At 58.7% G+C, this 24,396-nt stretch carries 19 protein-coding genes and 1 pseudogene; 6 read left to right on the forward strand and 14 right to left on the reverse strand.

Annotation, left to right across the window (positions count from 1 at the left end; all coding sequences use genetic code 11):
• Window positions 1-11: 11 nt before the first annotated feature.
• From QE432_RS11530 to QE432_RS11540, 3 genes are all read left to right on the forward strand, one after another.
• Window positions 12-1,382: a virulence factor gene (locus QE432_RS11530; protein WP_019565052.1), complete on the forward strand. Its 1,371-nt coding sequence runs from the start codon at window positions 12-14 to the stop codon at window positions 1,380-1,382.
• Window positions 1,383-1,670: 288 nt separating this feature from the next.
• Window positions 1,671-2,996, forward strand: coding sequence for a telomere resolvase (locus QE432_RS11535; RefSeq protein WP_306624316.1), 1,326 nt, complete (start codon window positions 1,671-1,673; stop codon window positions 2,994-2,996).
• Window positions 2,997-3,373: 377 nt separating this feature from the next.
• Window positions 3,374-5,701 (forward strand): DUF1217 domain-containing protein, encoded by a 2,328-nt coding sequence (locus tag QE432_RS11540; protein WP_162632858.1) that lies wholly within the window; start codon window positions 3,374-3,376, stop codon window positions 5,699-5,701.
• A 53-nt stretch (window positions 5,702-5,754) separates the two neighbouring features.
• Here the strand turns inward: QE432_RS11540 and QE432_RS11545 are convergent, their stop codons facing one another.
• The 7 genes from QE432_RS11545 to graD all read right to left on the reverse strand — a co-directional run bounded on the left by QE432_RS11545 (window position 5,755) and on the right by graD (window position 12,419).
• On the reverse strand, window positions 5,755-7,041 hold the full coding sequence (locus QE432_RS11545; RefSeq protein ID WP_013636793.1) for an MFS transporter: 1,287 nt from the start codon (window positions 7,039-7,041) through the stop codon (window positions 5,755-5,757).
• Window positions 7,042-7,261: 220 nt separating this feature from the next.
• Complete coding sequence (locus QE432_RS11550) at window positions 7,262-7,600, reverse strand: YciI family protein (RefSeq protein ID WP_113555675.1); 339 nt, start codon at window positions 7,598-7,600, stop codon at window positions 7,262-7,264.
• A complete protein-coding gene (gene graB, locus QE432_RS11555) occupies window positions 7,597-8,484 on the reverse strand; it encodes a hydroxyquinol 1,2-dioxygenase (RefSeq protein WP_065662121.1) in 888 nt (295 codons plus the stop codon). Before graB ends, QE432_RS11550 begins: the two co-directional genes overlap by 4 nt.
• Window positions 8,485-8,524: 40 nt before the next feature.
• Window positions 8,525-9,580 (reverse strand): maleylacetate reductase, encoded by a 1,056-nt coding sequence (gene graC, locus QE432_RS11560; RefSeq protein ID WP_306624318.1) that lies wholly within the window; start codon window positions 9,578-9,580, stop codon window positions 8,525-8,527.
• A gap of 3 nt (window positions 9,581-9,583) precedes the next feature.
• A complete protein-coding gene (gene tsdA / locus QE432_RS11565; protein ID WP_174049974.1) occupies window positions 9,584-10,567 on the reverse strand; it encodes a gamma-resorcylate decarboxylase in 984 nt (327 codons plus the stop codon).
• 46 nt (window positions 10,568-10,613) lie between these two features.
• The gene (gene graA / locus QE432_RS11570) at window positions 10,614-11,843 is read right to left on the reverse strand and encodes an FADH(2)-dependent resorcinol hydroxylase oxygenase component (protein ID WP_306624320.1); all 1,230 of its coding nucleotides are present in this window, start codon (window positions 11,841-11,843) and stop codon (window positions 10,614-10,616) included.
• Between the two features lie 36 nt (window positions 11,844-11,879).
• A complete protein-coding gene (gene graD, locus QE432_RS11575; protein WP_003514147.1) occupies window positions 11,880-12,419 on the reverse strand; it encodes an FADH(2)-dependent resorcinol hydroxylase reductase component in 540 nt (179 codons plus the stop codon).
• 206 nt (window positions 12,420-12,625) lie between these two features.
• Here graD and QE432_RS11580 point away from each other — a divergent pair.
• Window positions 12,626-13,058: pseudogene (locus QE432_RS11580) on the forward strand (MarR family winged helix-turn-helix transcriptional regulator).
• Window positions 13,059-13,162: 104 nt separating this feature from the next.
• Window positions 13,163-13,549 carry a hypothetical protein gene (locus QE432_RS11585; protein WP_025594437.1) on the forward strand — a complete coding sequence of 129 codons (387 nt, stop codon included), beginning with the start codon at window positions 13,163-13,165 and terminating at the stop codon, window positions 13,547-13,549.
• Between the two features lie 248 nt (window positions 13,550-13,797).
• On the opposite strand, the gene QE432_RS11590 is transcribed toward QE432_RS11585, so the two are convergent.
• The 3 genes from QE432_RS11590 to QE432_RS11600 all read right to left on the reverse strand — a co-directional run bounded on the left by QE432_RS11590 (window position 13,798) and on the right by QE432_RS11600 (window position 16,674).
• A complete protein-coding gene (locus QE432_RS11590) occupies window positions 13,798-15,195 on the reverse strand; it encodes a sensor histidine kinase (protein WP_306624322.1) in 1,398 nt (465 codons plus the stop codon).
• A 35-nt stretch (window positions 15,196-15,230) separates the two neighbouring features.
• Window positions 15,231-15,905 carry a response regulator transcription factor gene (locus QE432_RS11595; RefSeq protein ID WP_003514154.1) on the reverse strand — a complete coding sequence of 225 codons (675 nt, stop codon included), beginning with the start codon at window positions 15,903-15,905 and terminating at the stop codon, window positions 15,231-15,233.
• Between the two features lie 139 nt (window positions 15,906-16,044).
• Window positions 16,045-16,674: a TetR/AcrR family transcriptional regulator gene (locus tag QE432_RS11600; RefSeq protein WP_013636802.1), complete on the reverse strand. Its 630-nt coding sequence runs from the start codon at window positions 16,672-16,674 to the stop codon at window positions 16,045-16,047.
• A 145-nt stretch (window positions 16,675-16,819) separates the two neighbouring features.
• Between QE432_RS11600 and QE432_RS11605 the strand changes: the two genes are divergently transcribed.
• Window positions 16,820-18,856, forward strand: coding sequence for an NADH:flavin oxidoreductase (locus QE432_RS11605; protein ID WP_113157454.1), 2,037 nt, complete (start codon window positions 16,820-16,822; stop codon window positions 18,854-18,856).
• 27 nt (window positions 18,857-18,883) lie between these two features.
• Here QE432_RS11605 and QE432_RS11610 read toward each other — a convergent pair whose 3' ends face one another.
• The 4 genes from QE432_RS11610 to QE432_RS11625 form a co-directional block, all read right to left on the reverse strand.
• Entirely contained in the window at window positions 18,884-19,945 is a 1,062-nt protein-coding gene (locus tag QE432_RS11610) for an ABC transporter ATP-binding protein (protein WP_003514159.1), read from the reverse strand.
• Window positions 19,942-22,173, reverse strand: a complete 2,232-nt coding sequence (locus QE432_RS11615; RefSeq protein WP_065658625.1) for an ABC transporter permease — start codon at window positions 22,171-22,173, stop codon at window positions 19,942-19,944. Before QE432_RS11615 ends, QE432_RS11610 begins: the two co-directional genes overlap by 4 nt.
• Before the next feature lie 86 nt (window positions 22,174-22,259).
• A complete protein-coding gene (locus QE432_RS11620) occupies window positions 22,260-23,285 on the reverse strand; it encodes an ABC transporter substrate-binding protein (RefSeq protein ID WP_003514162.1) in 1,026 nt (341 codons plus the stop codon).
• A gap of 117 nt (window positions 23,286-23,402) precedes the next feature.
• Window positions 23,403-24,395 carry an ABC transporter substrate-binding protein gene (locus QE432_RS11625; protein WP_306625932.1) on the reverse strand — a complete coding sequence of 331 codons (993 nt, stop codon included), beginning with the start codon at window positions 24,393-24,395 and terminating at the stop codon, window positions 23,403-23,405.
• Window position 24,396 lies beyond the last annotated feature (1 nt).

Consider the following 24,396-nt stretch of genomic DNA (forward strand, 5'->3'; position numbering starts at 1 on the left):
GAAAATACAGCATGCTGAAGGCAGCCCTTGCCGCTTCCGCCCTGTTCCTCTCCCCGTTGTTTGCTTCCAGCGCCGCCTTTTCGCAGGACAAGCCAGCCTATGACACCGGTATGATTCCCGCCGAGCACATCATGGTGCCGGATGGTGAGATTCTCGCCAGCGTCTTCCTGATTTCCGATGCGGACGGATGGACCGGCACCGACGAAGAACGCGCCAAAGCACTGGTGGAAAAGGGTGCCGCGGTGGTCGGCATCGATTTCAAGGAATATCTGAAGGCACTCGAGGCCGATGATGACGAGTGTATCTATATGATCTCGGACATCGAGTCGCTGTCGCAGCAGATCCAGCGCACCGCCGGGACGGCCAGCTATCGCCAGCCTATCCTCACCGGCATCGGCAAGGGCGGAACGCTGGCGCTCGCCATGATCGCGCAAAGCCCAGTCTCCACCGTTCAGGAAGCCATCGCGGTCGACCCCAAGGCTGGCCTGCCGCTTGAGAAGATACTCTGCACCCCCGCCACCAAGGACAAGGTGGACGGTGAAACGGTTTATGGCCTGACCGATGGCCCGCTGCCAGCTCCTGTCAGCGTGCTGTTCACGCCCGATGCGGATCAGAAGGGCCGCGACCACGTTAACGCCCTGGTGAAGCTTCATCCAGATATCGAAGTGACAGATGTGACAGGCAAGGCGGATGAGATTTTGTCCCAGACCCTGTCCGACAAGGTCGATGCGGCGGGCGATACCAGCAGCCCGCTAGGCCTGCCGATCACGGTTCTCGAAACAAGCCCGGCGATGGACACCATGGCGGTGATCTATTCCGGTGACGGCGGCTGGCGCGATCTGGACGAGGAAGTCGGCGGCGCGCTGCAAAAGCAGGGGATACCTGTGATCGGCGTCGATGCCCTGCGTTACTTCTGGAAAGAAAAACAACCGCAGGAAGTGGCCAATGACCTTGCGCGCATCATCGACACCTACCGCAAGGAATGGAAGGTTCGGAATGTCGTGCTGATCGGCTATTCCTTTGGCGCTGATATCATTCCCGCCACCTATAATCTCCTGCCCGAACGCGCGAAATCCCATGTCGTGCAGCTGACGCTGCTTGGACTTTCGACCGAAGTCGATTTCGAGATTTCCGTCCAGGGCTGGCTCGGCGTTGCCGGCGAAGGCAAGGGCGGCAAGACCATCGACGACATCGTCAAGATCGATCCGAAGCTGGTGCAATGCGTCTATGGCACGGAGGAAGAGGATGAAGACCCCTGCCCCGGCCTGAAGGCAAAGGGCGTGGAGACGGTCGGCATCGAAGGTGGCCACCATTTCGATGAGGACTATGAGGGGCTTGCCAAGCGCATCGTGACCTCCCTGAAAACCCGGCTACCGAAATAGGCTGTCGCAACCTCTGCGGTTTCGGGAGAATTCCCGAAGCCCATACTTCCATCAGAATTCAATCACCCGAAGCGCCGCCGGCAGGATGCCGGCTCCCCGAATTACCGATCTCGGGTCGCAAACCTTCCTTGAAGGTTCCACGCATCACGGCCATACTTGCGGAATCGATTAAACTATTATTCAAAAGAAATATGCTGGCGGCGGATATCCATGGCATTTCCGCAACCATGCTTCTGTTGATTACCAATCATAGATTTTATATTTCCCGACCGGTTCAGGGGCCGCCGCATGCTCGCACGAAAGACCAAAACTCCAGTTCTCGTGGAACGCATCGACCAGTTCGTCGGTCGGGTCAGGGAGGCGATGAAAAGCAGCGAGGCGTTGCGAAACAAAAAAATCCGCGATCTTTGGGACGCAGAGGTCCGCTACCATTTCGACAATGGCCGCACGGAAAAGACGCTCGAACTTTACATCATGAAATATCGCTATGCCCTGAAGGCCGAATTTGGCGCAAAGAGCACCCCGCTTGCCATCTGCAACATGAAAAAGCTGCGGGAGCGGCTGAAGACCTATATAGAGCGGGCCGACTATCCGAAAACCGGCGTGGCGACCTCCATTGTCGAAAAGATCGAACGGGCGGAGTTCAACACCGCCGGCCGCAAGCCGACAGTGCTTTTGCGGATCGCGGATTTTATTGCAGCGATGAACGGCCTGGGCTCGAAAGAAGAGATGCAGGCCTTGTGGGACGCCGAAATCGCCGTCATAAAGGGCCGCGCCCAGACGACGATCATTTCCTACATCACCAAATATCGTAACGCCATCCGCGAAGCCTTCGGTGACGAGCATCCAATGCTGAAGATCGCCACCGGCGATGCCGCAATGTATGACGAGGCACGCCGGGTGAAGATGGAGAAGATCGCCAACAAGCATGGTGCGCTGATCACTTTCGAAAATTACCGGCAGGTTCTGAAGATTTGCGAGGATTGTCTCAAGTCCAACGATCCGCTGATGATCGGCATCGGCCTGATCGGCATGACGGGGCGACGCCCCTACGAGGTCTTTACGCAGGCCGAGTTTTCACCCGCCCCCTATGGCAAGGGCGTTTCCAAATGGAGCATCCTGTTTAACGGCCAGGCCAAGACGAAGCAGGGCGAAGGAACGAAATTCGGGATTACCTACGAGATTCCGGTCCTTGCACGCTCCGCAACCATCCTGTCCGCCTACCAGCGCCTGCGCGAAAGCGGGCAGGGAAAATTGTGGCGCGGCATGTCGATCGACGATTTTTCATCGGAAACCCGCCTGCTGCTTCGGGACACGGTTTTTAATCTGTTCGAGGATCTCTGGCCGAAGGAAGAACTGCCCAAGCCCTATGGCTTGCGGCACCTTTATGCGGAGGTGGCGTATCACAATTTCGCGCCGCCCCATGTCACCAAGAACAGCTATTTCGCGGCCATCCTCGGACACAACAATAACGACCTCGAAACCTCGCTGTCCTACATGACCTACACGCTGCCGGAAGACCGCGACGATGCATTGGCGCGAGCCAAACGCACGAATGAGCGCACTTTGTTGCAGATGGCGACCATCGCCCCCGTCTCCCGCAAGAACCCGTAGCGGTACCCGGAACTGCCCTAGAAAAAGCCTCTAATCCGGCCTTGCCTCAGGATAGCGCTGAACACGCTGCCAGCGGTATTTTCGCATGTCTGTCCCAACAGCCCGGACAAATGTGCCGCCCTCAGCTTTTGCCAAGTCTTTCCCCTTTGTCTGCCGGCGTGGTGTTGGCGTTGGCGCTTGGGGCCGCTTCTGCCTGCACGCGATCTGAACGCAGCCACGCACCAAACAATCAATATAAATCTCAACTAATTTAATAATACAAAATATTTACTCTAAATATTACTTTTAATTATACAGCTACGCGCAAGACTATACTGCAATTATCCGCTTCATAACTGGTTCACGCACAGATTTTGCCATAGTTTTTTCGGAGACAAATGGTGCTGCCCGCATATACGACTTACGCTCTTTACAATCGTGATATGGAATTGTCGCTGAAACGCGTCGCGAACGACCCCGTCGTATCGCGCGACGCCAAATATTATGCGGATAATATCGGCAAGGTCAAAAACCTCGACGCGTTCCTGAAGGACTTCCGGCTCTATTCCTACGCCATGAAGGCACATGGACTGGAGGAAATGATCTATGCCACCGCCTTCATGAAGAAGGTGCTGGAAAGCAATCTCAACGATCCGAACAGCTTCGCAAACAAACTGAAGGATACGCGATACCGCGACTTCGCTGCCTCTTTCGATTTCGGCACGATCAAAGCGGAAAAATCGGTTCAGACAAAATCCCAGCAGGACCGGTTGATTGCCACCTATCACGCTACGATCGAACAGGAAGGCACCGAATTAAAGGAAGAGACCCGTTTTTATAACATTGCCATCGAGAAGGTCGGGCATGTCGACGATATCTTCAAGAACACGCGGCTTCGGGATTATATCTTCAAATCCTTCGGCATCGACCCCGAGACCTTCAGCTACAAGCACGTCAAAAACGTTCTGACGAGCGATATCAGCAATGCCGATAGCTACATCAACAAGACCTACAAGTCATTGATACCGGAGTGGAAGGCAAAGGCGGCCGATCTGCGCATAGAACGTGCAGGCGTCGCGTCCACCGACAAACCGGCGCTCGCAAAGATCGACTACCTGATCAGCCAATATAACAAGCGTATCAACGATGCCAACAAACTGTTCGAGATGGCGGCCGCGTTTAATTTCCGGGACGACGGCCGCGTAGATGACGGCATGCCGGCGCAGACGACTGCGCAGAGGCGACTGATTAACGAAACCTACGTTCTTTCAAATCCCCGCCTGACACAGGCCGGAGCTGTTCTCAACCGCGAGTATTTCGCCGACAAGATGAAAACCATCACCGAGGCCAGCCAGATGACGCAGTTTGCGCGCCTGAGAACGATGCTCATCGTCAGCTTCAATCTGACCGACAATGATGAGACGGACAAGAAAATCGGCTGGGCCGTCTTGCAGGATCCGAATGATCCGCAAAGCCCTATCCACAAGGAGAAGGACAAAGGTCTTGTCGATCTGGCACGCGCCTTCAATTTCGGTGCGGATGGCAAGATCAAGACCGGCAAGGTCGCGCAGACCGCCGAACAGCTCAACACCATGATGAACCTCTACTTCAGCCGTTACGATGACAAGGACGAAGCAGCGGACGAAAAGGCAATCAAGAACTACCAGCGCTACATCGGCCTGACGAAAAATCTCGAGGATTTTCTGTCGAACGCGCAGGGCGCGGTCATCATTCGAAACTTCGCCCTGAAGGCCTTCGATATTACCGCTGAAGAAGCCTCGTCCTTCACGCTGAAACGGGTATTTACCAGCGATCTGTCAGACACGAAAAGTTACGTTTATACTTTGAAAGACGAGCGTTTCGTGCGGCTGGCCAAGGCTTTCAACTTTGATGCCGAGGGCAAGATCGGCTCACCCCGGCTCGCCCAGTCGGAAAACGAGATCACTCGAATATCGCGAAATTATCTGAAGGAAGTTACCCGTTGGGACAAGGACAAAAAGGTCAGGGAGAAAGGCGAAAAGGAGGTCACCTACTATCGCCAGAAAATGGAAACGATTGAAACCGTCGATCAATTGCTCTCCGACCGCCGCCTTCTCGATTTCATGCTGATTGCGCAGCGTATCGACCCCAAAACGGTCACCACCGACTACCTCAAGAAGATCTTCAAGTCCGACCTCAAGGACCCCAAAAGTTTCGCCAATACCGAAAAAGATGCCCGCTTCCGCGCACTTGCCGGCTCCTTCAATTTCGACGCCAAGGGGAATATCGTCGCGAAAGCCGGCCAGAGCGTGCAGAACACCCGCAGCCTCATGGAAACACGCGACAAATATGTTCGGCAGACGCTGGAACAGCGGGTCGGCGAAGAAAATTCCGGCGTTCGCCTTGCGCTCTATTTCAAGCGCATGGCTGCCAGCATTTCCAATCCCTACGACATACTCGCCGATAATGCGCTTGCGGAGTTCACCCGCACCGCCCTTGGAATTCCCGCAGAAACCGCAAACTCCAAGGTGGATGCGCAGGCAAAGATGATCGAGAAGAAGTTGAAGATAAAGGACCTGCAGGACCCCAAGAAGGTCGAAAAACTGGTCAATCGCTTTTTGCTGACATTCGAAGCGAACAACGCAACGTCGGATCCGCGTCTCGCTCTATTCGGCAGCGGCAGCACGTCCATCAGCGGCAATACACTCGCGACGTTGGGGCAACTCCGCAGCCGCCGCAGAGGTTAGACCATCTATTAGTGCTGGCCGCAGGTTTTGCCCTGCGGCCAACATCATCTTAGTCAAACCCGCCCGTCGCCTGAAGTGCGGTAGAGCAGGGTCAATACGGTCAAAGCCAGCCCGACCAGCGCGACCGAGCCGAAAATGTAGAAGTTCCACTCCGGAGCCAGGCCCCGTTGCAGCACGAGACCGCCGATCATCGGACCGGCGATGCCGCCCAGCCGCCCGACGGCCAGGGAAAAGCCAAGACCCGTACCGCGAATATGGACAGGATAAAGCCGCCCGACCAGAACGTTGGCAAGAATCTGGGTTCCAATCGTTCCCGCACCCGCAAGGGCAACGAAGAGATAGAGCAACGGCCCCTTGTTTACCGTCAACGCCCAGATCGAGGCCGCACCAATGGCAAAAAGGACGGCCACAACCACTTTAACGTTACCCTTGTCGGCGAAACGCCCGCCGATGAGAATGCCAATTGCGGCTCCGACATTGAGCATGATGGAAAAGCTGAGCGCCGAACTGATGTCGTAGCCCATCTTGTTCATGATGGTGGGCAGCCAGTTGACCATGCCGAAGGTCAGCAGAAGCGAGCAAAAGTGAATGCCCCAGGCATTCAGCGTCGAAAGCAGCCGGCCTTCCGAGAAGAGGGCGCCCACGCCGCCCTTTTGGATCTTGGCATGCGGCGTAATGCGTTGCAGGCCGTAAGTGTCGCAAATCCCGTCTGCCTCTGCCTGCCGGCCCTTGCTTGCCAGCCATTCCGGCGATTCCGGCAGGAACCGCATGAAGATCGGCAGAAGAATAAGCGGCAGGCCGCCGATCAGCATCAATGGCCGCCAGCCATAGCTCTCCAGAAGCAAAATACCCATGAGGCCGGAAATGATGCCGCCGATAAGATAACCGAGGAAGGAAAGGGAATTTGCCTGCGCCCTGCGCTTGGGCGGCGAGAACTCCAGCACCAGCGCCGTCACCGTCGGCAAGAGCGCGCCAAGGCCGAGACCGGCGAAGAAGCGCGTGATTTCGAAAGCAAGAAAGTTCGGCGTCATGGCCGAGGCAATCATCATCGCTGAAAATCCGGCAAGGCTGATGAGAACGACCTTCCGGCGGCCGATACGGTCCGCCATGGTGCCGGCAAACAGCGCGCCGAGCAGCATGCCCACCAGCGTCAAGGCGGCAGCGCGCCCGACCATGGCCGGATTGAGCGCCCATGCGCCTTCTTTCAGCAACGCCGGTGCAACCGCGCCGTAAACGACAAGATCGTAACCGTCGAACATGATCATCAGGCCGCATGTCGCGATGACGCCAGCCGGGTTCTTCGTCCGCACCGAGGCGGCGCTCATATAATTCGTGGACATATTCCTCCCTTTCACGCATGAACGCGCCACCCGGAATGGATCGACGTCTTCCCGTTCCTGCGATTGCTCCCTGGGTGCCCGGCTTGCTCCACCCTGATGTGCGTCTCGCTCCTGTCAAGACACATATCGCCGGTATCACCCGCCTTCGATTACATGTTGCGTTTGCAAAAATTGCAATTGAAATATTAACAATTGCCAACAGCCATTGGAGGCGTGGATTTCAGTCGCCTTCCAGCCCCGAAATCCTCGACAAAGTCGGCGTCCAGCTCAAAATACGAATGCGGTTATAGACGCCGTGAATGACAAAAGGGTCGGCGTCGCTAAAAGCCATGACGTCCTCGATACAGCGGGCTTCAGCAATGATGAGGGCCGCGGCAGACCCTCCGCTTTCCGCCTGCATCGGGCCGGATGCGAGAATTCTGAATCCTTCCGGAACGCCATCTTCGTTGCGTAAATGAGCCTTGTGGGCACTCATCTGCGCCAACCTTTGCTCAGCGGCAGCGGGATCACTTTCCGCAAAACGCACATAGAGCCGGGGACGGTCGCTACCGGCGGTCATCGGGCGAGCACGAAATCGTGGTCCACCGACCAGAACCAGCCGTTGGCGAACCCAAGCTCCTGCGCCCTCTGCGCATCCTCCACGCGCTGAAAATCGGCCAGCAGGCTTTCCTTCACACCGAAAACCGCATCCGAACGAATGTAAGGATCATCAGGGTCGAAAATATGCGTGACGAGCGTGGTGAAGCCTTCTGCCGAAACGATGTAGTGCAGATGCGCTGGTCGGTAGGGATGACGCCCCATGGCCCGCAGAAGCTGCCCGACAGGGCCATCATCCGGTATCGGGTAATATTTCGGCTTCGCCGCCCGGAACCAGTAGCGTCCGTCCTCACCGGTGACGAATACGCCACGCAGGTTGAAATCGGGCTGAATGCCCTTCTGCTGCACGTCGTAGAAACCTTCGTCATTGGCCTGCCAGACGTCAATGCGGGCGCCTGCGACCGGCATTCCGTCGGTGTCGAGAATGCGGCCGGTTACCAGCATGTCCTCGCCCTTGCCGTCGAGGCAGATATTGGCGCCCATCGGCATCTCAGGCGCATCGGCCACATGAAAAGGCCCGAGAACGGTGGATTCCGACGCGCCGCTCGGCTTGCGGTGGTTGATCGCATCGACCAGCATGGAAACGCCGAGAATATCGGAGAACAGGATCCACTCCTGCCGCCATTCATTGCAGATCTGGCCGACCTCGGTCAGAAAATGGATCGCCTTCATCCATTCCTCTTCAGTCGGCTCAATCTCTTTCACCGCCTCGTGAAGCTTGCGGGTGACGACCGCCATGATCTCCTTGAGACGCGGATCGTCACAATCGCGCATACGGGCAATCACGGTTTCGGCCGAACGTTCCTCGACGAAATAGCCGTCGTCACCGGTTGTTTTCATGTCCATAATGTCCTCCTCCCATCATTGCCGCTCCCCGCTTGCCGGATCACTCCGGCCTTGCGCCCTCGAAGGCGCGTTGCAACAGGGCGCGGATCGCGGTTTTTTCAACTGGCCGCGGGCACCAGTAAGGATTGGCGGTCGCAAGCTCGGCCATAGCGTCGAGATCTTCCTCGCCAACACCGAGTGCTGCAAGGCTTGCCGGCGCGCCGAGCCGGGCGGCAAAATCGTAAAGACCCGTCCCTGCCCTGCCACCGACAAGTGCGGCCAGCGGCGCAAGCTGATCCGGCACCGCCTCTTCCACATAAGCGATGGTGTGCGGCAGGAGCACCGCATGGGTTTCCGCATGCGGCAGGTCCAGACTGCCGCCCAGCGTATGACAAAGCTTGTGATGCAGCGACATGCCAACAGCGCCCAGCACCGTGCCACACAGCCACGCGCCGTAAAGTGCCGTTTCGCGCGCCTTGGTATCTTGCGGCTCCATCCTCACACCGGGAAGCGCCTCGATCATCGCCCGCAACCCTTCCACCGCCATCATACTGGCGATGGGATTGCGATCCCGAGCATAAAGCGCCTCTGCCGCGTGGGCCATGGCGTTTAGCCCGCTGGTCATGCTGATGCCAACAGGTAATCCAAGTGTCAGCTCGGCGTCGTAAATCACCACTTCCGGCAGGATTTCCGGACCGCGCAGGATGGTCTTCACGCCATTTTCCGTCTGGCCAAGAATGGGCGTCACCTCAGAGCCGGCATAGGTCGTTGGAATGACGATCTGGGGCGCATCGGTGCGCAAGGCAATGGCCTTGCCAAGACCGGTGGTAGAGCCGCCGCCGAGCGATACGACGCAATCGGCACCGGCAGCGCGATAGGCCTCGACCGCCCGTTTCGTCACCTCGACCGGCGTGTGCATGGCCGCATCGGAAAAAACACCGGCAGCCAATGGGCCAAGCCGGGCGGCCAAAGCCTCCGCATCGCCCTTCTGATGGGGTGTGGAAAGCACCAACGCCCGTGACAGCCCGAGGCGACGGATTTCCTCCGCCACCCCCACGGAGCTACCCGTGCCAAAGACGATGCGGGCCGGGGCCGTCGTATAGACGAACGGCTGCATGGCTCAGGCTCCGTCGAGCTTGAACAGGCGACGCGCATTGGTGCGTCCAATCTTTACCCGGTCGGCCTCGGCAATGCTCGTCGCATTGAACCAGTCGGAGGCATGATCGATGTTCTCGAAGGGCCAGTCGGTGGAGAACAGGATGCGGTCGGCACCGATTTCCAGAATGGCGTCGATCAGGGTCTGGGTGCGGAAATTGCCAGAGGTGGTGATGTGGAAATTCTCGTTGAAATAATCCATGAAACGGCGCTTGGCCGGATAGCGCGGCGGCAGCTTCACCCAGGCATTGCGGTGGTCGATGCGCCACATCATGTAGGGCAGGCCCTCGCCCATATGGCCAAGAATGATGTTGAGGCGCGGATGCTCGTCGAACAGGCCTGATGCCATGAGGCGCAGCGCGTGAACCGCCGTTTCCTGCGCAAACGCCCAGGTGGGGCCAAGCAGCCAGGGGTGGCCGTCATAGATGCGGGAATCCTGCGGTAGCGGATTGCGCGGATGCAGATAGAAAGGCACATCAAGCTTTTCCACCTCGCCCCAGAATGGACGATATTGCGGCAGGTCGTAATAAAGCGGTGTCTGGCCATCGCCCTCCTGGCTGAAGCCGTTGACGAGCGCGCCGACGAAACCGAGATCGTTGACGCAGCGCTGAAGCTCATCGGTCGCCGCATCCGGGTCCTGCAACGGCAGGGCTGCGAAGGCGAGGAAGCGGTCCGGCCGCTTGGCGCATTCTTCAGCCAGGACGTCATTGGCGCGGCGCGCAATCTCGATCGCCTTCTTCTTGTCGGGAATAGCCTGCACCGCCGGCGCATTCAGCGACAGGATCATGGTTTCGATGCCATGCGCATCCATCAGCTTCAGGCGCGTATCCTGAATGTCGAGCAGGCGATGCTGCAGTTCCTTCCAGTAATCACCGGGCACGAACCCGGCCGAATCCTGAAGTGTTTCCGGGATTGCGAAATGCTCTTCGAGAGCGACCTTGCCTTGCATGTTATTTCCTCCGAAAATCGCTGTTCAGTTGCCGCCACGTGTGCGGTCAATATTGGCCCTTGGGTTCCAGGCCGAGCATGCTCTGGCCGATCATGGTGCCCACGGCATCCCAGTTCATGCTGATATGGCGGCCCACCGCATTCGCATCCCGCCAGGCCCGCTGGACCGGATTGGAAAGATCGAGCCCGACACCGCCGGTGGAATCGTTGAGTGCCTGCACGGCGCGTAGCGCCAGAGAGACCGAAAAGGACTGGCCGCGACGGCTCAATAGCCGGTCGTCCACCGAAAATTCCGCCCGCCCTTCAAGCCTTGCCTGTGAGAGTGCCTGAGCCCGCGCAACGTCGCGCAACAGGATTTCACAAGCGGCATCCACGCTCGCAGCGGCTTCCGCGACACGCAGCTGGATGGTTGGAAATTCCGCCATGCGGTTATTGCCGCCCGCCACCGCACCGCGGGTCACCCGGCCACCGACATGATCGACATAGGCTGCCAGGGCACCCTTGGCTGCGCCGACGCCAGCCGAGGCGAGACAGGAAGGAATGCCGGTAAGAAGCGGCATGTTGAAGAGACCTTCCTGCGCATAAAACCGCCCGCCCGGCGTGTGGCCGCTGGTCGCGTCCGGAAAGGTCAGAACCCGATGTTTGGGAACAAAGACATCATCGAGAACCAGCGTCTTGGAACCCGTGCCGGCCAGTCCGACCACATGCCACGTGTCTTCAATGGCATATTGGCTTGCAGGCACGAGAAGGAAGGCCGGAACCGGCCTGCCTTCGCCCTGCGGCGGCAGGATGGCGGCGCAGAGAGACCATTGGGCATTCTCGCAGCCCGAGGCAAAGGCCCATTTGCCGCTCAGGCGGTAACCGCCGTCAGCGGCCTCCGCCATCTTTACCGGCGCATAGGAACCACACAGAAGCGCGTCAGGGTTTTCGTCCCAGACATCCGCCTGCGCCTCCTCTGGAAACATCGCCAGCAGCCATTGATGGGCGGAAAGCAGGCCGGCAACCCAGCCAGTCGACGCGCAGGCCGCCGAAAGCTCGATATTGGCTTCGACAAGCTCGGCAAATTCACCGCCCTGCCCACCGAAAGCCCGCGGTTTGACGACATCGAAATAGCCGATGCCGCGCAGCGCCGCGATATGACTGGCGGGAACGCGGCGCGTCTCCTCTGTTTGTCGGGCGCTGGACCGGAAAAGATCCGCTACACCGGCAACGCGACCGACGAGGCGGACATGCGGGTTCGTTTGCGCCGGCTGCGGCGCATGGCTCATATCGTTCATGATTGTCTCCTCCGAGAATAGTCTAGCCGGGAAATATCAGGCGGACAGGCCTGCCGGGCTTGCGGCGCAATATTGGGCATTTTCGTAAAGCAGCGGTCGTGTCGTCTCGCTTACATCGGCCGACACCACCTGTCCGATAAACACCGTATGCGTTCCATATGGCATTGCCGCGACACGGCGGCAGGCGATGGCGGCATGGGCCGTGGGCAGATAAAGAACACCGTTGTCATGACGCTGCCACTCGCCGTTGCGGAAACGCTCCTCCGGTGAAACCTTGCCGCTGAAAGCATCAGACAAGGCAATCTGGTCCTGCGTCAGTACATTCACGATGAAATCGGGCCGGCAGAGCAGCAATTCGTGCAGAAACGTGCGGTTGTTCAGGCAAACCAGAAGAGAGGGCGGCTCCATCGAAACCGAGGTGACGGCGGTAACCGTCATGCCGTGATCGCGCTGATCACCCGTGGCACAGGCAGTGATGACCGTCACGGTCGCCGGAAAACGGCGCATCGTCGTGCGGAAATTCTGGCCGACGCCTTCAGGCGCAAGATTGTTCAGGCCAAACAGTGCTGATGTCATGAGATCCTCCCAAATCCTGCATTCTTAAATATTTTCATTTGCAACATTTGTCAATGCAAATGTTTTATGGCGGAGGAAGCTGCGATATGGCCTCGCCGTCCCCGGTCTTCTGGAGCGAAACTATTGAAACTGATAGATTATGCCGGTACAGCCGATGGGTGCGCCACGTCATCCGCGCACGTGTTTCTCAAAACGGGGTTTTGCTTGTGTCTTATCAGTTCACTGACTCGGTACCCTACCTGCTCAACTGGGTAGGTGTTCGGCTTGGAGAGCGCTTCTCCCTGAGGCTGGCATCCTATGACATCACCCTGCCGATGTATCGTGTGCTGGCAACGCTGAGACAACAGGAAAGCAAAACGCTGACCGAGCTTTCAGACCTCGTGTCGGTGGAGATTTCCACGCTCTCCCGGCTTGTTGGCCTGCTCGTCAGACGCAACCTCGTCAGCCGCGAGCGACCTGTCGACAATGCGCGGATCGTGCGCATCACGCTGACGCCAAAGGGTGAAGAACTTGCCGAGGAACTGATGCCCATCGCCGCCATGTTCGAAAAGACCGCGATCGAAGGCCTTGACCCGGCCCGAAGTGAAACTTTTCAAAAGCATCCTGCGCCACATCGGCCGCAACATTGCCGGTCTCTGATCCCCCAAGGATCCGCTGACCCGTCGCGACCTTCGCGTGCAATGTACTTGTAATGGCTGGTTCCTATCCCTGTGGCAACTCACCACAGCGGAGGAAATTTGCCCATGTCCGAGAGATTGTCACCCGCCTTCCTGACAACGCTCGCCCTTGTCACAGCATCGATCCTGGTTTCGGCCTGCGCCTCGACAGTCATGAAAAGCTACATCGGCGCGCCCATCACCAGCGTGATGCTGGACTATGGGCCGCCGGACAATATCTATAGCCTTGGCGGTGGACAGCAGGCCTACCAGTGGCGGAAGAACAAGACACAGGCTGTCGCCGGATCATCGAGTGGCGAAGTGCGGACAACACGGCGCGGAGAGCGTTACGAAGTGTCCGAGACGCCGGGTTATGTCGAGCGCATCGACTGCTTCTACACTTTCTACACACGCAATTCCGGCGGCGAATGGTATGTAACGAGCTTCCGGCAACCGTCACTCGAATGCGAGTGATTGTTCCCGGATTTCAAACTCAGCCCTCCCAGATTTTTGACCGCCGCTTTGATGCTCGAAGCGACGGTTTTCGTTGGAACGTTCTCCCTGGGATTTCTCATCGGATGGGCCGGTCAGAAGCGGTAATTCAGGCCAGCCTTGATGACGTGATCATTTAGATCGGTCTTCGACCTGCCGCTCGCCAAACTTGGCCAACAGGCCGCCGCCAAAGCCGGGGAAACATGCCTGATCGCTTAAAATCCCGTCAGCTAGACAGTGTCAGCCGCAGCATCTTTCGAAGCCACCGAGCGAATTTCCAGCCGGACGCAAAAACCGGGATTGAGGTCGAGGAAGACAACGCGTCCGCAATGAATCTCTGCCGCCTTCTGGACTAGGTTCAACCCGAGGCCTGCTCCTGGCGAGTTCGTATTGACGCGGTGAAACGGCTCGAATACCTGCTCGCGCTCCGAGACGGGGATGCCCGGCCCTTCATCGCAAACGTCAATGAAGCCCGCAGCACCGACCCGGATCGTGATAGCACCCTTGCCGCCGCCATGATCGATTGCGTTGCGAACGAGATTGACGACCGCCATCTCGATGATCGAAGTCTGGACCGTGAATACGGCCTCTCCTTCACTTGGCTCGAAATCGAACTCGTAACCGGCATCCATCGCAATCGGCGCGAGATCGGTCGCGATGCGCTCGACAAGGATGTTCAGGTCCTGCCGCTCGGCGGGTAATTCCACCACGCCGACCGCCTGCATCTCCAGCAACTGGTGCGCAACGCGTGTGAGGCGATCGATATCGGCCCGGAGTTGTCGGCTCAGCGCGTCATCGGGCAAAAGATCGGCCCTGATCCGCGCGATTGCAATCGGCGTTCTCAACTCATGCGCGGCATCGGCAAGAAAGCGGTTACGGCGATTATATCCCTCATCCAGCTTGGAGAGCGCGACGTTGAAGGCATTTACCAGGGGAATGATTTCGCTGGGCACCTTGGAACGATTGATACGGGCAGACCGGTTCTCGAAATTGATGGATTGCGCCTGGCTGACCGTTTCCATGAGGCCGCCAAGTGAACGGCCGACCGCCCTCGGGGTCACGATCAATGTCGCGATACCAGTCAGGATCAGCATGGGCACGACGGCGATAAGAATGACGAAGCCCACACCCGGCAAGACAGTAAGCCAGCGGATCTCGCCGTTGGCATCTTTTTCCAGATCTAACTGCATACTGATCCATAGGCTGAGGCCGTCATTCGGGATGCCTTTTTCCGTACCGGCAATGAATTGCAGCCGCCCGGCAGGCGTATTACGGTTTTCCATGGTGGCCCGGACTGTTTCCCCCGCTTCCAGACGCGCCCTTTCGATGCTTGACGGAAAAACTGCCGCCAAAGCCGGTACTGGGATTTCTCCATATCGCAGGACGATTTCATCGGCGTCCCGCACCAAGAACCAAAGATTCGGATAGCGCTGTTTCAGCTCGACCAATGCGGGCGTGGGCAAAACTTGCGCCCGGCCCTGCCCATCCTTTGTCACGCTTTCCGCAACGATGCGGACAGCCTCTTCATTGGCGCCCTCCAGCCGTGGATCAATGATCCAGATCCAGCCGACGAGGAGGATGACAAACAGAACGAGCAAGAACGCCTGCAAGGCGAAAAGACGCTTCATCAGCGCCCACCGCAGGGATCGGTTGCGCTCCTGCTTCATGTATTCGCCCGGATGAGATAGCCGATGTTTCGCACGGCTCTTATCTCGACGGTGGCTTCGGCCTGCGCGAGCTTCTTCCTGATGCGGGAGATATGGGCGTCGAGAGCGTTGGATTCGATCTCATCATCCAGGTTGTAAACCGCTTCGACCAGATTGGAACGCGTCACGATGCGGTTCGGGCGTCGCATCAGAGCCTCGAGCGCCAGATATTCCCGCCGCCGAAACTCGATGATGGCACCGGCAACCGTGACTTCATTGCTCTTCGGATCAATGCTCAGATTTCCGAAGCTCACATATTGGCTGGAAAGCGAAGGGCCGCGCCTGTGCAGCGCCCGAAGGCGGGCAAGCAATTCCTCGATCGCAAAAGGCTTGGCGAGGTAATCATCCGCTCCGGCGTCAAGACCGTCAACGCGGTGATCGACACTTCCGAGCGCCGTCAGAACGAGGATCGGCACCGAATGCCTGGCTTTGCGAAGCGAAGACACAAGGTTCAACCCTTCACCATCCGGAAGGCGACGATCCAGAACCAGCACATCGTAAGAGCCGTCACGCGCCAGCGCGTCGGCATCGGCAATCGTCCTGACATGATCCGCAAGCACATCACGCCGTCGCAGGGCTTCGAGCAGGGCCCGCGCCATTTCCGGTTCATCCTCGAGAAGCAGGATTCGCAATGACTTTTCCCCAAAGGTGAACTCTTGCCGTCCTCACCACTGGTCGGTGAATGTTACAGCTACATTGCAGGCAAGGAGCCGGACTATCCTTCTCTCACCCTCCTGCCAGACGCAAATCGACCGTCACACCTTGGATGCCTTATCCCGGCCTGTACCCATGTCTTGCATAAAACCGGTCAAGCTCGCGCTGCTGCGGCACCTCACCAGTGTAGATCGCAATATAGTCCGGGATCCTTTTCATGCGCACGGCCATATCTTCCTCCGACTGCATGGAGATATAGCCGATCTGCACGAGATAGGTGGTGCGGGCACGCACATCCGCCATATTTTCGGAATGGCCAAAACGCATGAACATGCGCGAAAGTGCATCCATTCTCGTCTGGTCGGCCTTACGCACCTCGGCAAGAATATCATCGGACTGAAGAGCCCAACTGCGAACCGCAAATTCGAACCTGTTGTCGAAGAGGCCAGCATCCAGCCAGCAATCGAAGACATTCAGCATCGCTTCGGCCAGGGTCTCCGCATAGGCCTCCGACTGCCTGACGATGCTGCCGGTATTCTTTTCGCGCCAGCGGGAGACGAGTGCGGCCAGCAACTCCTCCCGATCCCGGAAGAACCAGTAGAAACTCGTGCGCGACAGACCGAGTTTTTTCGCCAACGGCAGGATTTTCACGGAATCCACGCCGGATTCGAGAAGTGCCTGGTAGGCGGCCTCAAGCCAGCCCTCCTGCGATCCGCGCCAACCGGTCTCGTTCAATGTCGCTTCCATGATGATTTCCTAGCAAATCGGTCTGGTCGCGACAAGGCGAATGTCCACTCATGTCGAATGAATAAACACAAGTGTTTTATTAATTGACACCTATGTACATTCCCGCTTAGCCTTCTCCGATAAACGTTCTCGGAGCACGGTCGCCATGTCGAATGACCCCCTTCTTCAGCCCTACCAGCTAAAGCATCTCACCCTGCGAAACCGCATCATCGTTACCTCGCATGAACCCGCCTATCCGGAGGACGGCATGCCGAAAGGGCGCTACCGCGCCTATACGCTCGAGCGGGCAAAGGGCGGCGTCGCCATGACGATGACGGCAGGCTCCGCGGCCGTCTCGAAAGACAGCCCGCCCGTCTTCAACAACCTCTTGGCCTACAAGGATGAAATCGTTCCGTGGATCAGGGAAATGACCGACGCCGTGCATGAAGAGGGTGCAGCGATCATGATCCAGCTGACGCATCTCGGCCGCCGCACGCGCTGGGACAAGGGCGACTGGCTGCCGGTGCTGGCACCATCCCACCAGCGGGAAGCCGCGCATCGCGCTTTCCCGAAGAAGATCGAGGATTGGGATATCGAGCGCATCATCAAGGACTTCGCCGACGCTGCGGAACGCATGAAGGCGGGCGGCATGGACGGGGTGGAGCTTGAAGCCTATGGCCATCTCATCGACCAGTTCGTCTCGCCGCTGACCAACGAGCTGGATGGCCCCTATGGCGGCTCGCTGGACAACCGCATGCGTTTCTGTTTCGACGTCTTCAGGGCGATGCGCGAACGTGTCGGCGACGATTTCATCCTCGGGGTTCGCTATACCGCCGACGAATGTCTTGAAGGCGGCACCGGAAAGGCGGAAGGCCTCGAAATCTCGCGCCGGTTGCGGGATAGCGGCCTGATCGACTATCTCAACGTTATCAGGGGCCATATCGACACCGATCCCGGCCTGACCGACGTCATTCCCATTCAAGGCATGGCGAACGCGCCGCATCTGGACTTCGCGGGCGAAATCCGCGCGGCAACCAGTTTCCCCACCTTCCACGCCGCCAAGATCCAGGATGTCGCCACCGCCAGATACGCCGTCGCTTCCGGCAAGGTCGATATGGTCGGCATGACCCGCGCCCACATGACGGACCCGCATATCGTGCGCAAGATCATGGAAAAGCGGGAGGACGATATCAGGCCTTGCGTTGGCGCCAACTACTGTCTCGACCGCATCTATCAGGGCGGCCTCGCATTCTGCATTCACAATCCGGCGACAGGCCGCGAAGAAACGATGCCGCACGAAATTACCAAGGCGACGGAACGCCTGAAGGTCGTGATCGTCGGCGCCGGTCCGGCCGGGCTGGAGGCTGCGCGTGTCTGTGCCGAACGCGGCCATGAGGTCGTCGTCTTCGAGGCCGCAAACGATCCGGGCGGCCAGATCCGCCTGACCGCGCAAAGCGAACGCCGCCGCGAAATGATCAGCATTATCGACTGGCGCATGAGCCAGTGCGAAAGGCTCGGCGTTACCTTTCACTTCAACAGCTGGGCGGAAGCGGACACGGTGCTCTCGGAAAGCCCTGATGTCGTCATCATCGCCACCGGCGGATTGCCGCATACCGATGTGCTTTCAAACGGCAATGATCTGGTCGTTTCCTCGTGGGATATCATTTCCGGCGACGTCAAGCCGGGAACGAATGTGCTGGTTTTCGACGATGCCGGCGACCATGCGGGCTTGCAGGCAGCAGAATTTCTCGCAAAGGCGGGCGCAAAAGTGGAGATCATGACCCCGGATCGCGCCTTCGCGCCCGAAGTCATGGCGATGAACCTGGTTCCTTACATGCGCTCACTGCAAAAACTCGACGTCACCTTCACCGTCACCTATCGGCTGGAAGCGGCGGAAAGAAACGGCAACCAGCTCGTCGCCCACGTCGGCAGCGATTATGGCGGCGTGACGAAATCAAAGACCGTGGACCAGATCGTCGTCAATCACGGCACGGTGCCGCTGGACGATCTCTATTTCGACCTCAAGCCCGGCTCCAGGAACCTCGGCGAAATATCCTACGACGCCTTGCTGGAGGGCTCCGCCCAAACCGTCGAGCGCAACCCTGGCGGTGCCTACCGGCTGTTCCGCATCGGCGATGCGGTCGCCGCACGCAATACACATGCGGCGATCTACGATGCGCTGCGTCTCGCAAAGGACATTTGAGAGGGCCGCCGCGATACGCTTTGAAACTCAGGCCTGGATCAAGGCAATGCCACGGTTCTTGAACCCGAGTGTGACATCGCTTTCGGGCGGCAGGCTGGTCTCGACCGCATGGTCGATGATGAAGAGCGTGCCGATATCGGTCTCGACTTCATATTCGACGTGACCGCCGAGATAGGCACTGTGCAGCACCCGCCCGGCAAGTCCCTGCCCGCCCGATTGGGCGATGGAAATCGAACCCGGACGAACCGCGAGCTTTGCCGGGCCGGGTTTAGCGTTGCGTGCCGCAACACGATGATCGATCCCCCCAACGCGGATCAACGCATCGGCGCCCTCAAGGCTGACCACCTCGCAGCCGACGACATTCGCCTCGCCCATGAAGTCGGCGATGAAGGAAGAAGCCGGCGCCTCGTAGAGTTCCCGCGGCGCGCCTGACTGGGCGATCTCGCCCTCCTTCATCACGATGATCCGGTCGGAAACGGCCAGCGCCTCGTCCTGATCATGCGTCACATAAACGGCGGTAAAACCAAGCCGCTGCTGCAATTCCCGGATTTCGGTACGAACCCGGCGGCGAAGACGCGCATCGAGGTTGGAAAGGGGTTCATCGAGCAGCAGCACCTGCGGCTCCAGCACCAGAGCGCGGGCAACCGCCACGCGCTGCTGCTGACCACCGGAAAGCTCGGCAGGCAGACGATGTCCCATGCCGGCCAGCCCCACGAGCTTCAGACCTTCCTCGGCCTTCTCCCGTGCTTCCGCCTTGCGCAGTCCGGAGGATTGCAGGCCATAAGCGACATTGTCGAGCGCCGTCATATGCGGGAAAAGCGCGTAAGACTGGAAAACCATCGAGACATCGCGCTCATTGGCCGGCAGCATGGTCACATCCTTGTCGCCGATCAGAATGCGACCGGCCGTCGGATGTTCGAGCCCCGCCAGCATGCGCAGCGTCGTCGTCTTGCCGCAACCGGAGGGACCGAGCAGTGTCACCAGCGTGCCGGGTTCGATGGTGAGCGAAAGGTCGGGGATGGCGGTGAAGGCGCCAAATGTCTTGCGGACATTCTGAAAGGTGACCGAGCCGGGCTTTACGGAAATCATGCGGTTTTCTCCTGAGCGAGAGGAACGGAGGACGCGGACGGCAGTCCCGCGACGCGGTTTTCGCGGCGCAGGCGACGCTCGCCTACAATGAGCTGGAAGCCGGTGATAACAGTGATCATCACCACGATCAGCATGGAGGAATAGGCAATGGCGACACCGTATTCACCGTTTTCGACGAGACCGACGATGTAGGAGGTCGCCATGTTGTACTGGGCGCTGACGAGGAAGATGACGGCGCTGATCGAGGTAATCGCTCGGACGAAGGAGTAGACCAGAGCCGCCGTGATCGCCGGGCGCAGCAGTGGCAGGATCACTTTCCTGATCGTGCGGAAACTGTCGGCGCGCAGCGTCAGCGAGGCCTCATCGAGGCTTTTGTCGAGTTGGCTCATTGCCGCAATGCCGCCGCGCACGCCGACCGGCATGTTGCGGAAGACGAAGCAGGCGATCAGGATCAGCGCCGATCCCGTCATTTCCACCGGCGGCAGGTTGAAGGCCATGATATAGCTGACGCCGATGACCGTTCCGGGAATGGCAAAGCTCATCATCAGGGCAAATTCGAAGATGTTCCGACCGGCAAACTTCTGCCGCACGATGATATAGGCCGTCAGCAGACCGACGGCAGCGGTCAGCGGCGCTGACACCAGCGCGATCTCCATGGTGGTCCAGAAGGAGTTCCAGGCAACACCGGTCCAGGCGATCGAGCCGTTGGAGAAGCTGACGGAGAACGCGCGGATGTAGTGGTCAAGCGTCAGCGAATTGTCCAGACCCCAGGTCTTCACGAAACCGCCGACGAGGATCATGCCGTACACGACGATGGTGAAGACCATCCACGGCACGACGACGGCATGGACACCAATGGACAGGCCGCGTGGCAGCGCGATATGCGCGCCGCTGTCGCCCTTGCCGGTAACCGTGGCGAAGTTCTTGCCGGCCAGCCAGAAACGCTGGGCGAGGAAGGCCGAAAGCGTGAAGCACAGGAGGATAATGGCGAGAACAGCGGCGCGTGAAGGGTCGTTCTGCGAACCGACAACGGCAAAGAAGATTTCCGTCGACAGCACCCCATGCGTGCCACCAAGCACCAGCGGATTGCCGAAATCCGCCATGCTTTCGATGAAGCCGATGAGAAACGCATTGGCGAGACCCGGCTTCATCAGCGGCAGCGACACCCGCCAGAAGGTGCGCCAGCGGTCGGCGCGAAGCGTTTGCGACGCCTCCTCCATCGACGGGCTGACACCTTCGACGACACCGATCAGCACCAGGAAGGATATCGGCGTGAAGGAGAGCACCTGCGCGATCCATATGCCGGTCATGCCGTAGAGCCAGCGGCCGGGTTCGATGCCGAAGAGATAGGAAAGCCATTCAGTGACGACACCGGCGCGGCCGAAGAGCAGCGTCAGGGCAAGACCGATGACGAAAGGCGGCGTTATGATCGGCAGAACCGTCAGAAGACGCAGGCCCTTCTTGAACGGAAAACGGGTGCGGGTGGCGACCAGCGCGAAACCCAACCCAAGCACTGTGGAGCCGAAGGCGGTCATCAAGGCGAGGAAGAGCGTTCGCCAGGCAACGCCGCAGCGCTCTTCACCCGTGACACAGCCAAGGCTCCAGATGCCGGGATCCTTGATATTGCGGATGAAGCCATCGGCATTAAAGGAGCCATCGAAATCCTGAACGGATGCGATCAGCATGCTGCCGATCGGATAGAATACGAAAACGGTAACGAGGAAGGCCAGAATGGAAATCGAGCCGACGACAAAGGCATCGCCTTTCATCACGCCGCGTTCGGCAAGCCCGAAGGCAAAGAAAAGCACAAAGACCAGCGACATGACGACGGCACCGGCGCCCATGGCGGGCTGGCCATCGGAAAGCACGCCGAACAGGTTTTCACTGACGCTCCATGTCCAGCCGGTAAAGCCGATCGCCAATCCCTGCAAAATCAGAACCACGAGACCGGCAGCACCAATCCACGCAAGCAGCTTGCCCCGCAGCATCGGATCGCCGATCGGGCGGACAAGGCATCCGGCAAGGAAAAACAGGCCGGCACCGGCAAGCCAGGGTTTTCCATAAACCAATATTTGCAGCACACCGGGCGCATTGCTGGGGGAAGAGAGAAACTCAGACAGCCAGCGGAAGCTGAAGAAGCCGCCTTCAATGCGATACCAGGGAAGAAAAACCAGGGCAAAAGCCCCGAGCGCCAGGACAATGTTCAGCCTGCGATTGCCACGTGTCATGGCCGACCTCGCTTATTTCATGCCGATGAAAGAACGGCGGACATCCCGGCTTTCAAAAGCCGGGATGCCGATCGCCGGAGTTCAGATCAGTTTGCGACTGCACCGACCTCGCGGTCCCAGCGTTCCAGCAGCGCCTTGCGCTTGGCCGGGTCGCCATAGGTCTTGAAGTCGTAGTCGATGAGCTTGATGTCCTCGAACTTCGGCGCTTCCTTCGGCACTTCCGCGGTCTTGTTGGATGGAAGCTGGAAGGACTTGGCGTCCTTCATGCGTGACTGGACCTCTGGCTTCAGCGCCCAGTCGTACCAGGTCTTGGCATTTTCGAGGTTGCGGGCACCCTTGATGATCGACATGGAGCCAATTTCGTAGCCGGTACCTTCGCAGGGCGCGATGGACTTGACGGGGAAACCTTCCGCTGTCTGCGCCACGGCATCATGCATGAAGACGATGCCGAGTGCCGTCTCGCCACGCGCTGCCGCCTTCACCGGCGCGGAGCCGGACTTGGTATATTGCGAGATGTTGGCGTTGAGCTTCTTCAGATAATCGATCGCCTGGTCTTCGCCCATGATCTGAACGAGCGAGGCAAGCGCCGTATAGGCTGTGCCCGAAGAGTTGGGATTGGCGATCTGGATTTCGCCCTTCAGTTCCGGTGCCAGCAGATCGGCCCAGCACTTCGGCTCCTTGTAACCCTTGGATTTGAAGATTTCGGTGTTGTAACCCCAGCCCAGCGCGCCGGCATAAACGCCGACGGTTCTGTAACCGGTGCTTTCCGCCTGTTTGACGGCCCAGTCCTGCAGCTGATCCAGCATCGGCGACTTGTATTCGAGCGTCAGGTTTTCGGAGGCCGCCTGCATGTGCGGATCGCCGGTGCCGGCCCACCAGATATCGGTCTTCGGGTTGCGGGCTTCCGCACGCACCTTGGCATAAGTTTCGCCGGAAGACAGGCGAACCATATTGACCTTGATGTCATGCGACTTTTCGAAATCGCCCTTCATCTGTTCGCAGATGACGACATCGGCAGAGCATATCAGGTTAAGCTCGCCTGCCGCCTGCACCGATGTGGTGCCGAGTGCCGTACCGGCAAAAAGCAATGTGGAAAGTATCGTCAGTCGCATGGTTATCCTCCTGTAGCTTGCGTCTGAATGGTTCGGCAGTCCACAAACATGGCGCTGCCGGTCGCGGCATCTTGTGCTGCCACGCTGTCTGTATTTTCGGTCTTGGATTGCTGACCCCTACTGGGTCGGGTGAATTTCGTTGTCGAAGCGGCTTAACAATCGACTTCGCTCTTCGGGTTGGCCAAAGGTGGCGAAGTCGTAATCCACCATCTTGATCATCGATATATCGGGCGCCGTCAGCGGCAATGTCGCCCGGGCGTTGGATGGCACCTGGTTCTGCCCCGCCTTTGCCCCGGTCGCCTGTCCTTCCGGGGTCAGCGCGAATTCAACGAACGCCTGCGCCAGCGCATCGTTGTGGTTGCCCTTGACGATGCTGACCGCCCCGATCTCGTAACCGGTTCCCTCGCAAGGGGCGACGATCACCAGCGGAAAGCCTTCGATCTTCTGTGTCACGGCGTCATGCATGAAGGAAATCCCGATCAGAACCTCCCCCCGCGCCGCCGCCTTTACGGGCGCCGAGCCGACCTTGGTGTAACTCACCACATTCTGGTTAAGCCTGCCCATGAAACTGAAAGCCTCCTCCTCGCCAAAGAGCTGGACAAGCGTGGCAAGCATGGTGAAGGCCGTGCCCGAATAGTTCGGGTTGCCGGTCTGGATATGGCCGCGATAAATCTCCTTCGCCAGATCCTTCCAGCATGTCGGGGCCGGCAAATTGTTCTTGGCGAGCAGTTCCGAATTATAGGCAAAACCGAGCGCACCAGCATAGATTCCGGCCGATTTCGATCCCGACATCGCATTGAAATTCTGCGCCCATGGCAGCAGATCCTGCTGATGGGCGGGCTGATACTCTTCCAGAAGGCCTTCCGAACCCGCCTGCAAATGAGTGTCGCCGGTACCGCCCCACCAGACGTCGACAGTCGGATGGGCGCGTTCGGCACGAATCTGATCGAGGATTTCGCCGGTGCTCTTGCGAACCATCGAAATCTCGACCCCCATCCGCGCTTCGAAAGCCCGCTGCATGGTCAAGCACCAAGCCTCGTCGACGCCGCACAGGACGTTTAACTTCGTCGCGGCCATGCCATGCCCTGCGCCGCACAGCCATAAGGCCATG

The organism is Agrobacterium sp. SORGH_AS_0745 (assembly GCF_030818995.1).
In the GTDB taxonomy this organism is placed as follows: domain Bacteria; phylum Pseudomonadota; class Alphaproteobacteria; order Rhizobiales; family Rhizobiaceae; genus Agrobacterium; species Agrobacterium tumefaciens.

What these genes read in the sequence shown, in the direction of transcription:
- QE432_RS11530 (WP_019565052.1), top strand. Translation starts at nt 12, where the DNA reads ATGCTGAAGGCAGCCCTTGCCGCTTCCGCCCTGTTCCTCTCCCCGTTG.
- QE432_RS11535 (WP_306624316.1), top strand. Translation starts at nt 1,671, where the DNA reads ATGCTCGCACGAAAGACCAAAACTCCAGTTCTCGTGGAACGCATCGAC.
- QE432_RS11540 (WP_162632858.1), top strand. Translation starts at nt 3,374, where the DNA reads ATGGTGCTGCCCGCATATACGACTTACGCTCTTTACAATCGTGATATG.
- QE432_RS11545 (WP_013636793.1), bottom strand. Translation starts at nt 7,041, where the DNA reads ATGTCCACGAATTATATGAGCGCCGCCTCGGTGCGGACGAAGAACCCG.
- QE432_RS11550 (WP_113555675.1), bottom strand. Translation starts at nt 7,600, where the DNA reads ATGACCGCCGGTAGCGACCGTCCCCGGCTCTATGTGCGTTTTGCGGAA.
- graB (WP_065662121.1), bottom strand. Translation starts at nt 8,484, where the DNA reads ATGGACATGAAAACAACCGGTGACGACGGCTATTTCGTCGAGGAACGT.
- graC (WP_306624318.1), bottom strand. Translation starts at nt 9,580, where the DNA reads ATGCAGCCGTTCGTCTATACGACGGCCCCGGCCCGCATCGTCTTTGGC.
- tsdA (WP_174049974.1), bottom strand. Translation starts at nt 10,567, where the DNA reads ATGCAAGGCAAGGTCGCTCTCGAAGAGCATTTCGCAATCCCGGAAACA.
- graA (WP_306624320.1), bottom strand. Translation starts at nt 11,843, where the DNA reads ATGAACGATATGAGCCATGCGCCGCAGCCGGCGCAAACGAACCCGCAT.
- graD (WP_003514147.1), bottom strand. Translation starts at nt 12,419, where the DNA reads ATGACATCAGCACTGTTTGGCCTGAACAATCTTGCGCCTGAAGGCGTC.
- QE432_RS11585 (WP_025594437.1), top strand. Translation starts at nt 13,163, where the DNA reads ATGTCCGAGAGATTGTCACCCGCCTTCCTGACAACGCTCGCCCTTGTC.
- QE432_RS11590 (WP_306624322.1), bottom strand. Translation starts at nt 15,195, where the DNA reads ATGAAGCGTCTTTTCGCCTTGCAGGCGTTCTTGCTCGTTCTGTTTGTC.
- QE432_RS11600 (WP_013636802.1), bottom strand. Translation starts at nt 16,674, where the DNA reads ATGGAAGCGACATTGAACGAGACCGGTTGGCGCGGATCGCAGGAGGGC.
- QE432_RS11605 (WP_113157454.1), top strand. Translation starts at nt 16,820, where the DNA reads ATGTCGAATGACCCCCTTCTTCAGCCCTACCAGCTAAAGCATCTCACC.
- QE432_RS11610 (WP_003514159.1), bottom strand. Translation starts at nt 19,945, where the DNA reads ATGATTTCCGTAAAGCCCGGCTCGGTCACCTTTCAGAATGTCCGCAAG.
- QE432_RS11615 (WP_065658625.1), bottom strand. Translation starts at nt 22,173, where the DNA reads ATGACACGTGGCAATCGCAGGCTGAACATTGTCCTGGCGCTCGGGGCT.
- QE432_RS11620 (WP_003514162.1), bottom strand. Translation starts at nt 23,285, where the DNA reads ATGCGACTGACGATACTTTCCACATTGCTTTTTGCCGGTACGGCACTC.
- QE432_RS11625 (WP_306625932.1), bottom strand. Translation starts at nt 24,395, where the DNA reads ATGGCCTTATGGCTGTGCGGCGCAGGGCATGGCATGGCCGCGACGAAG.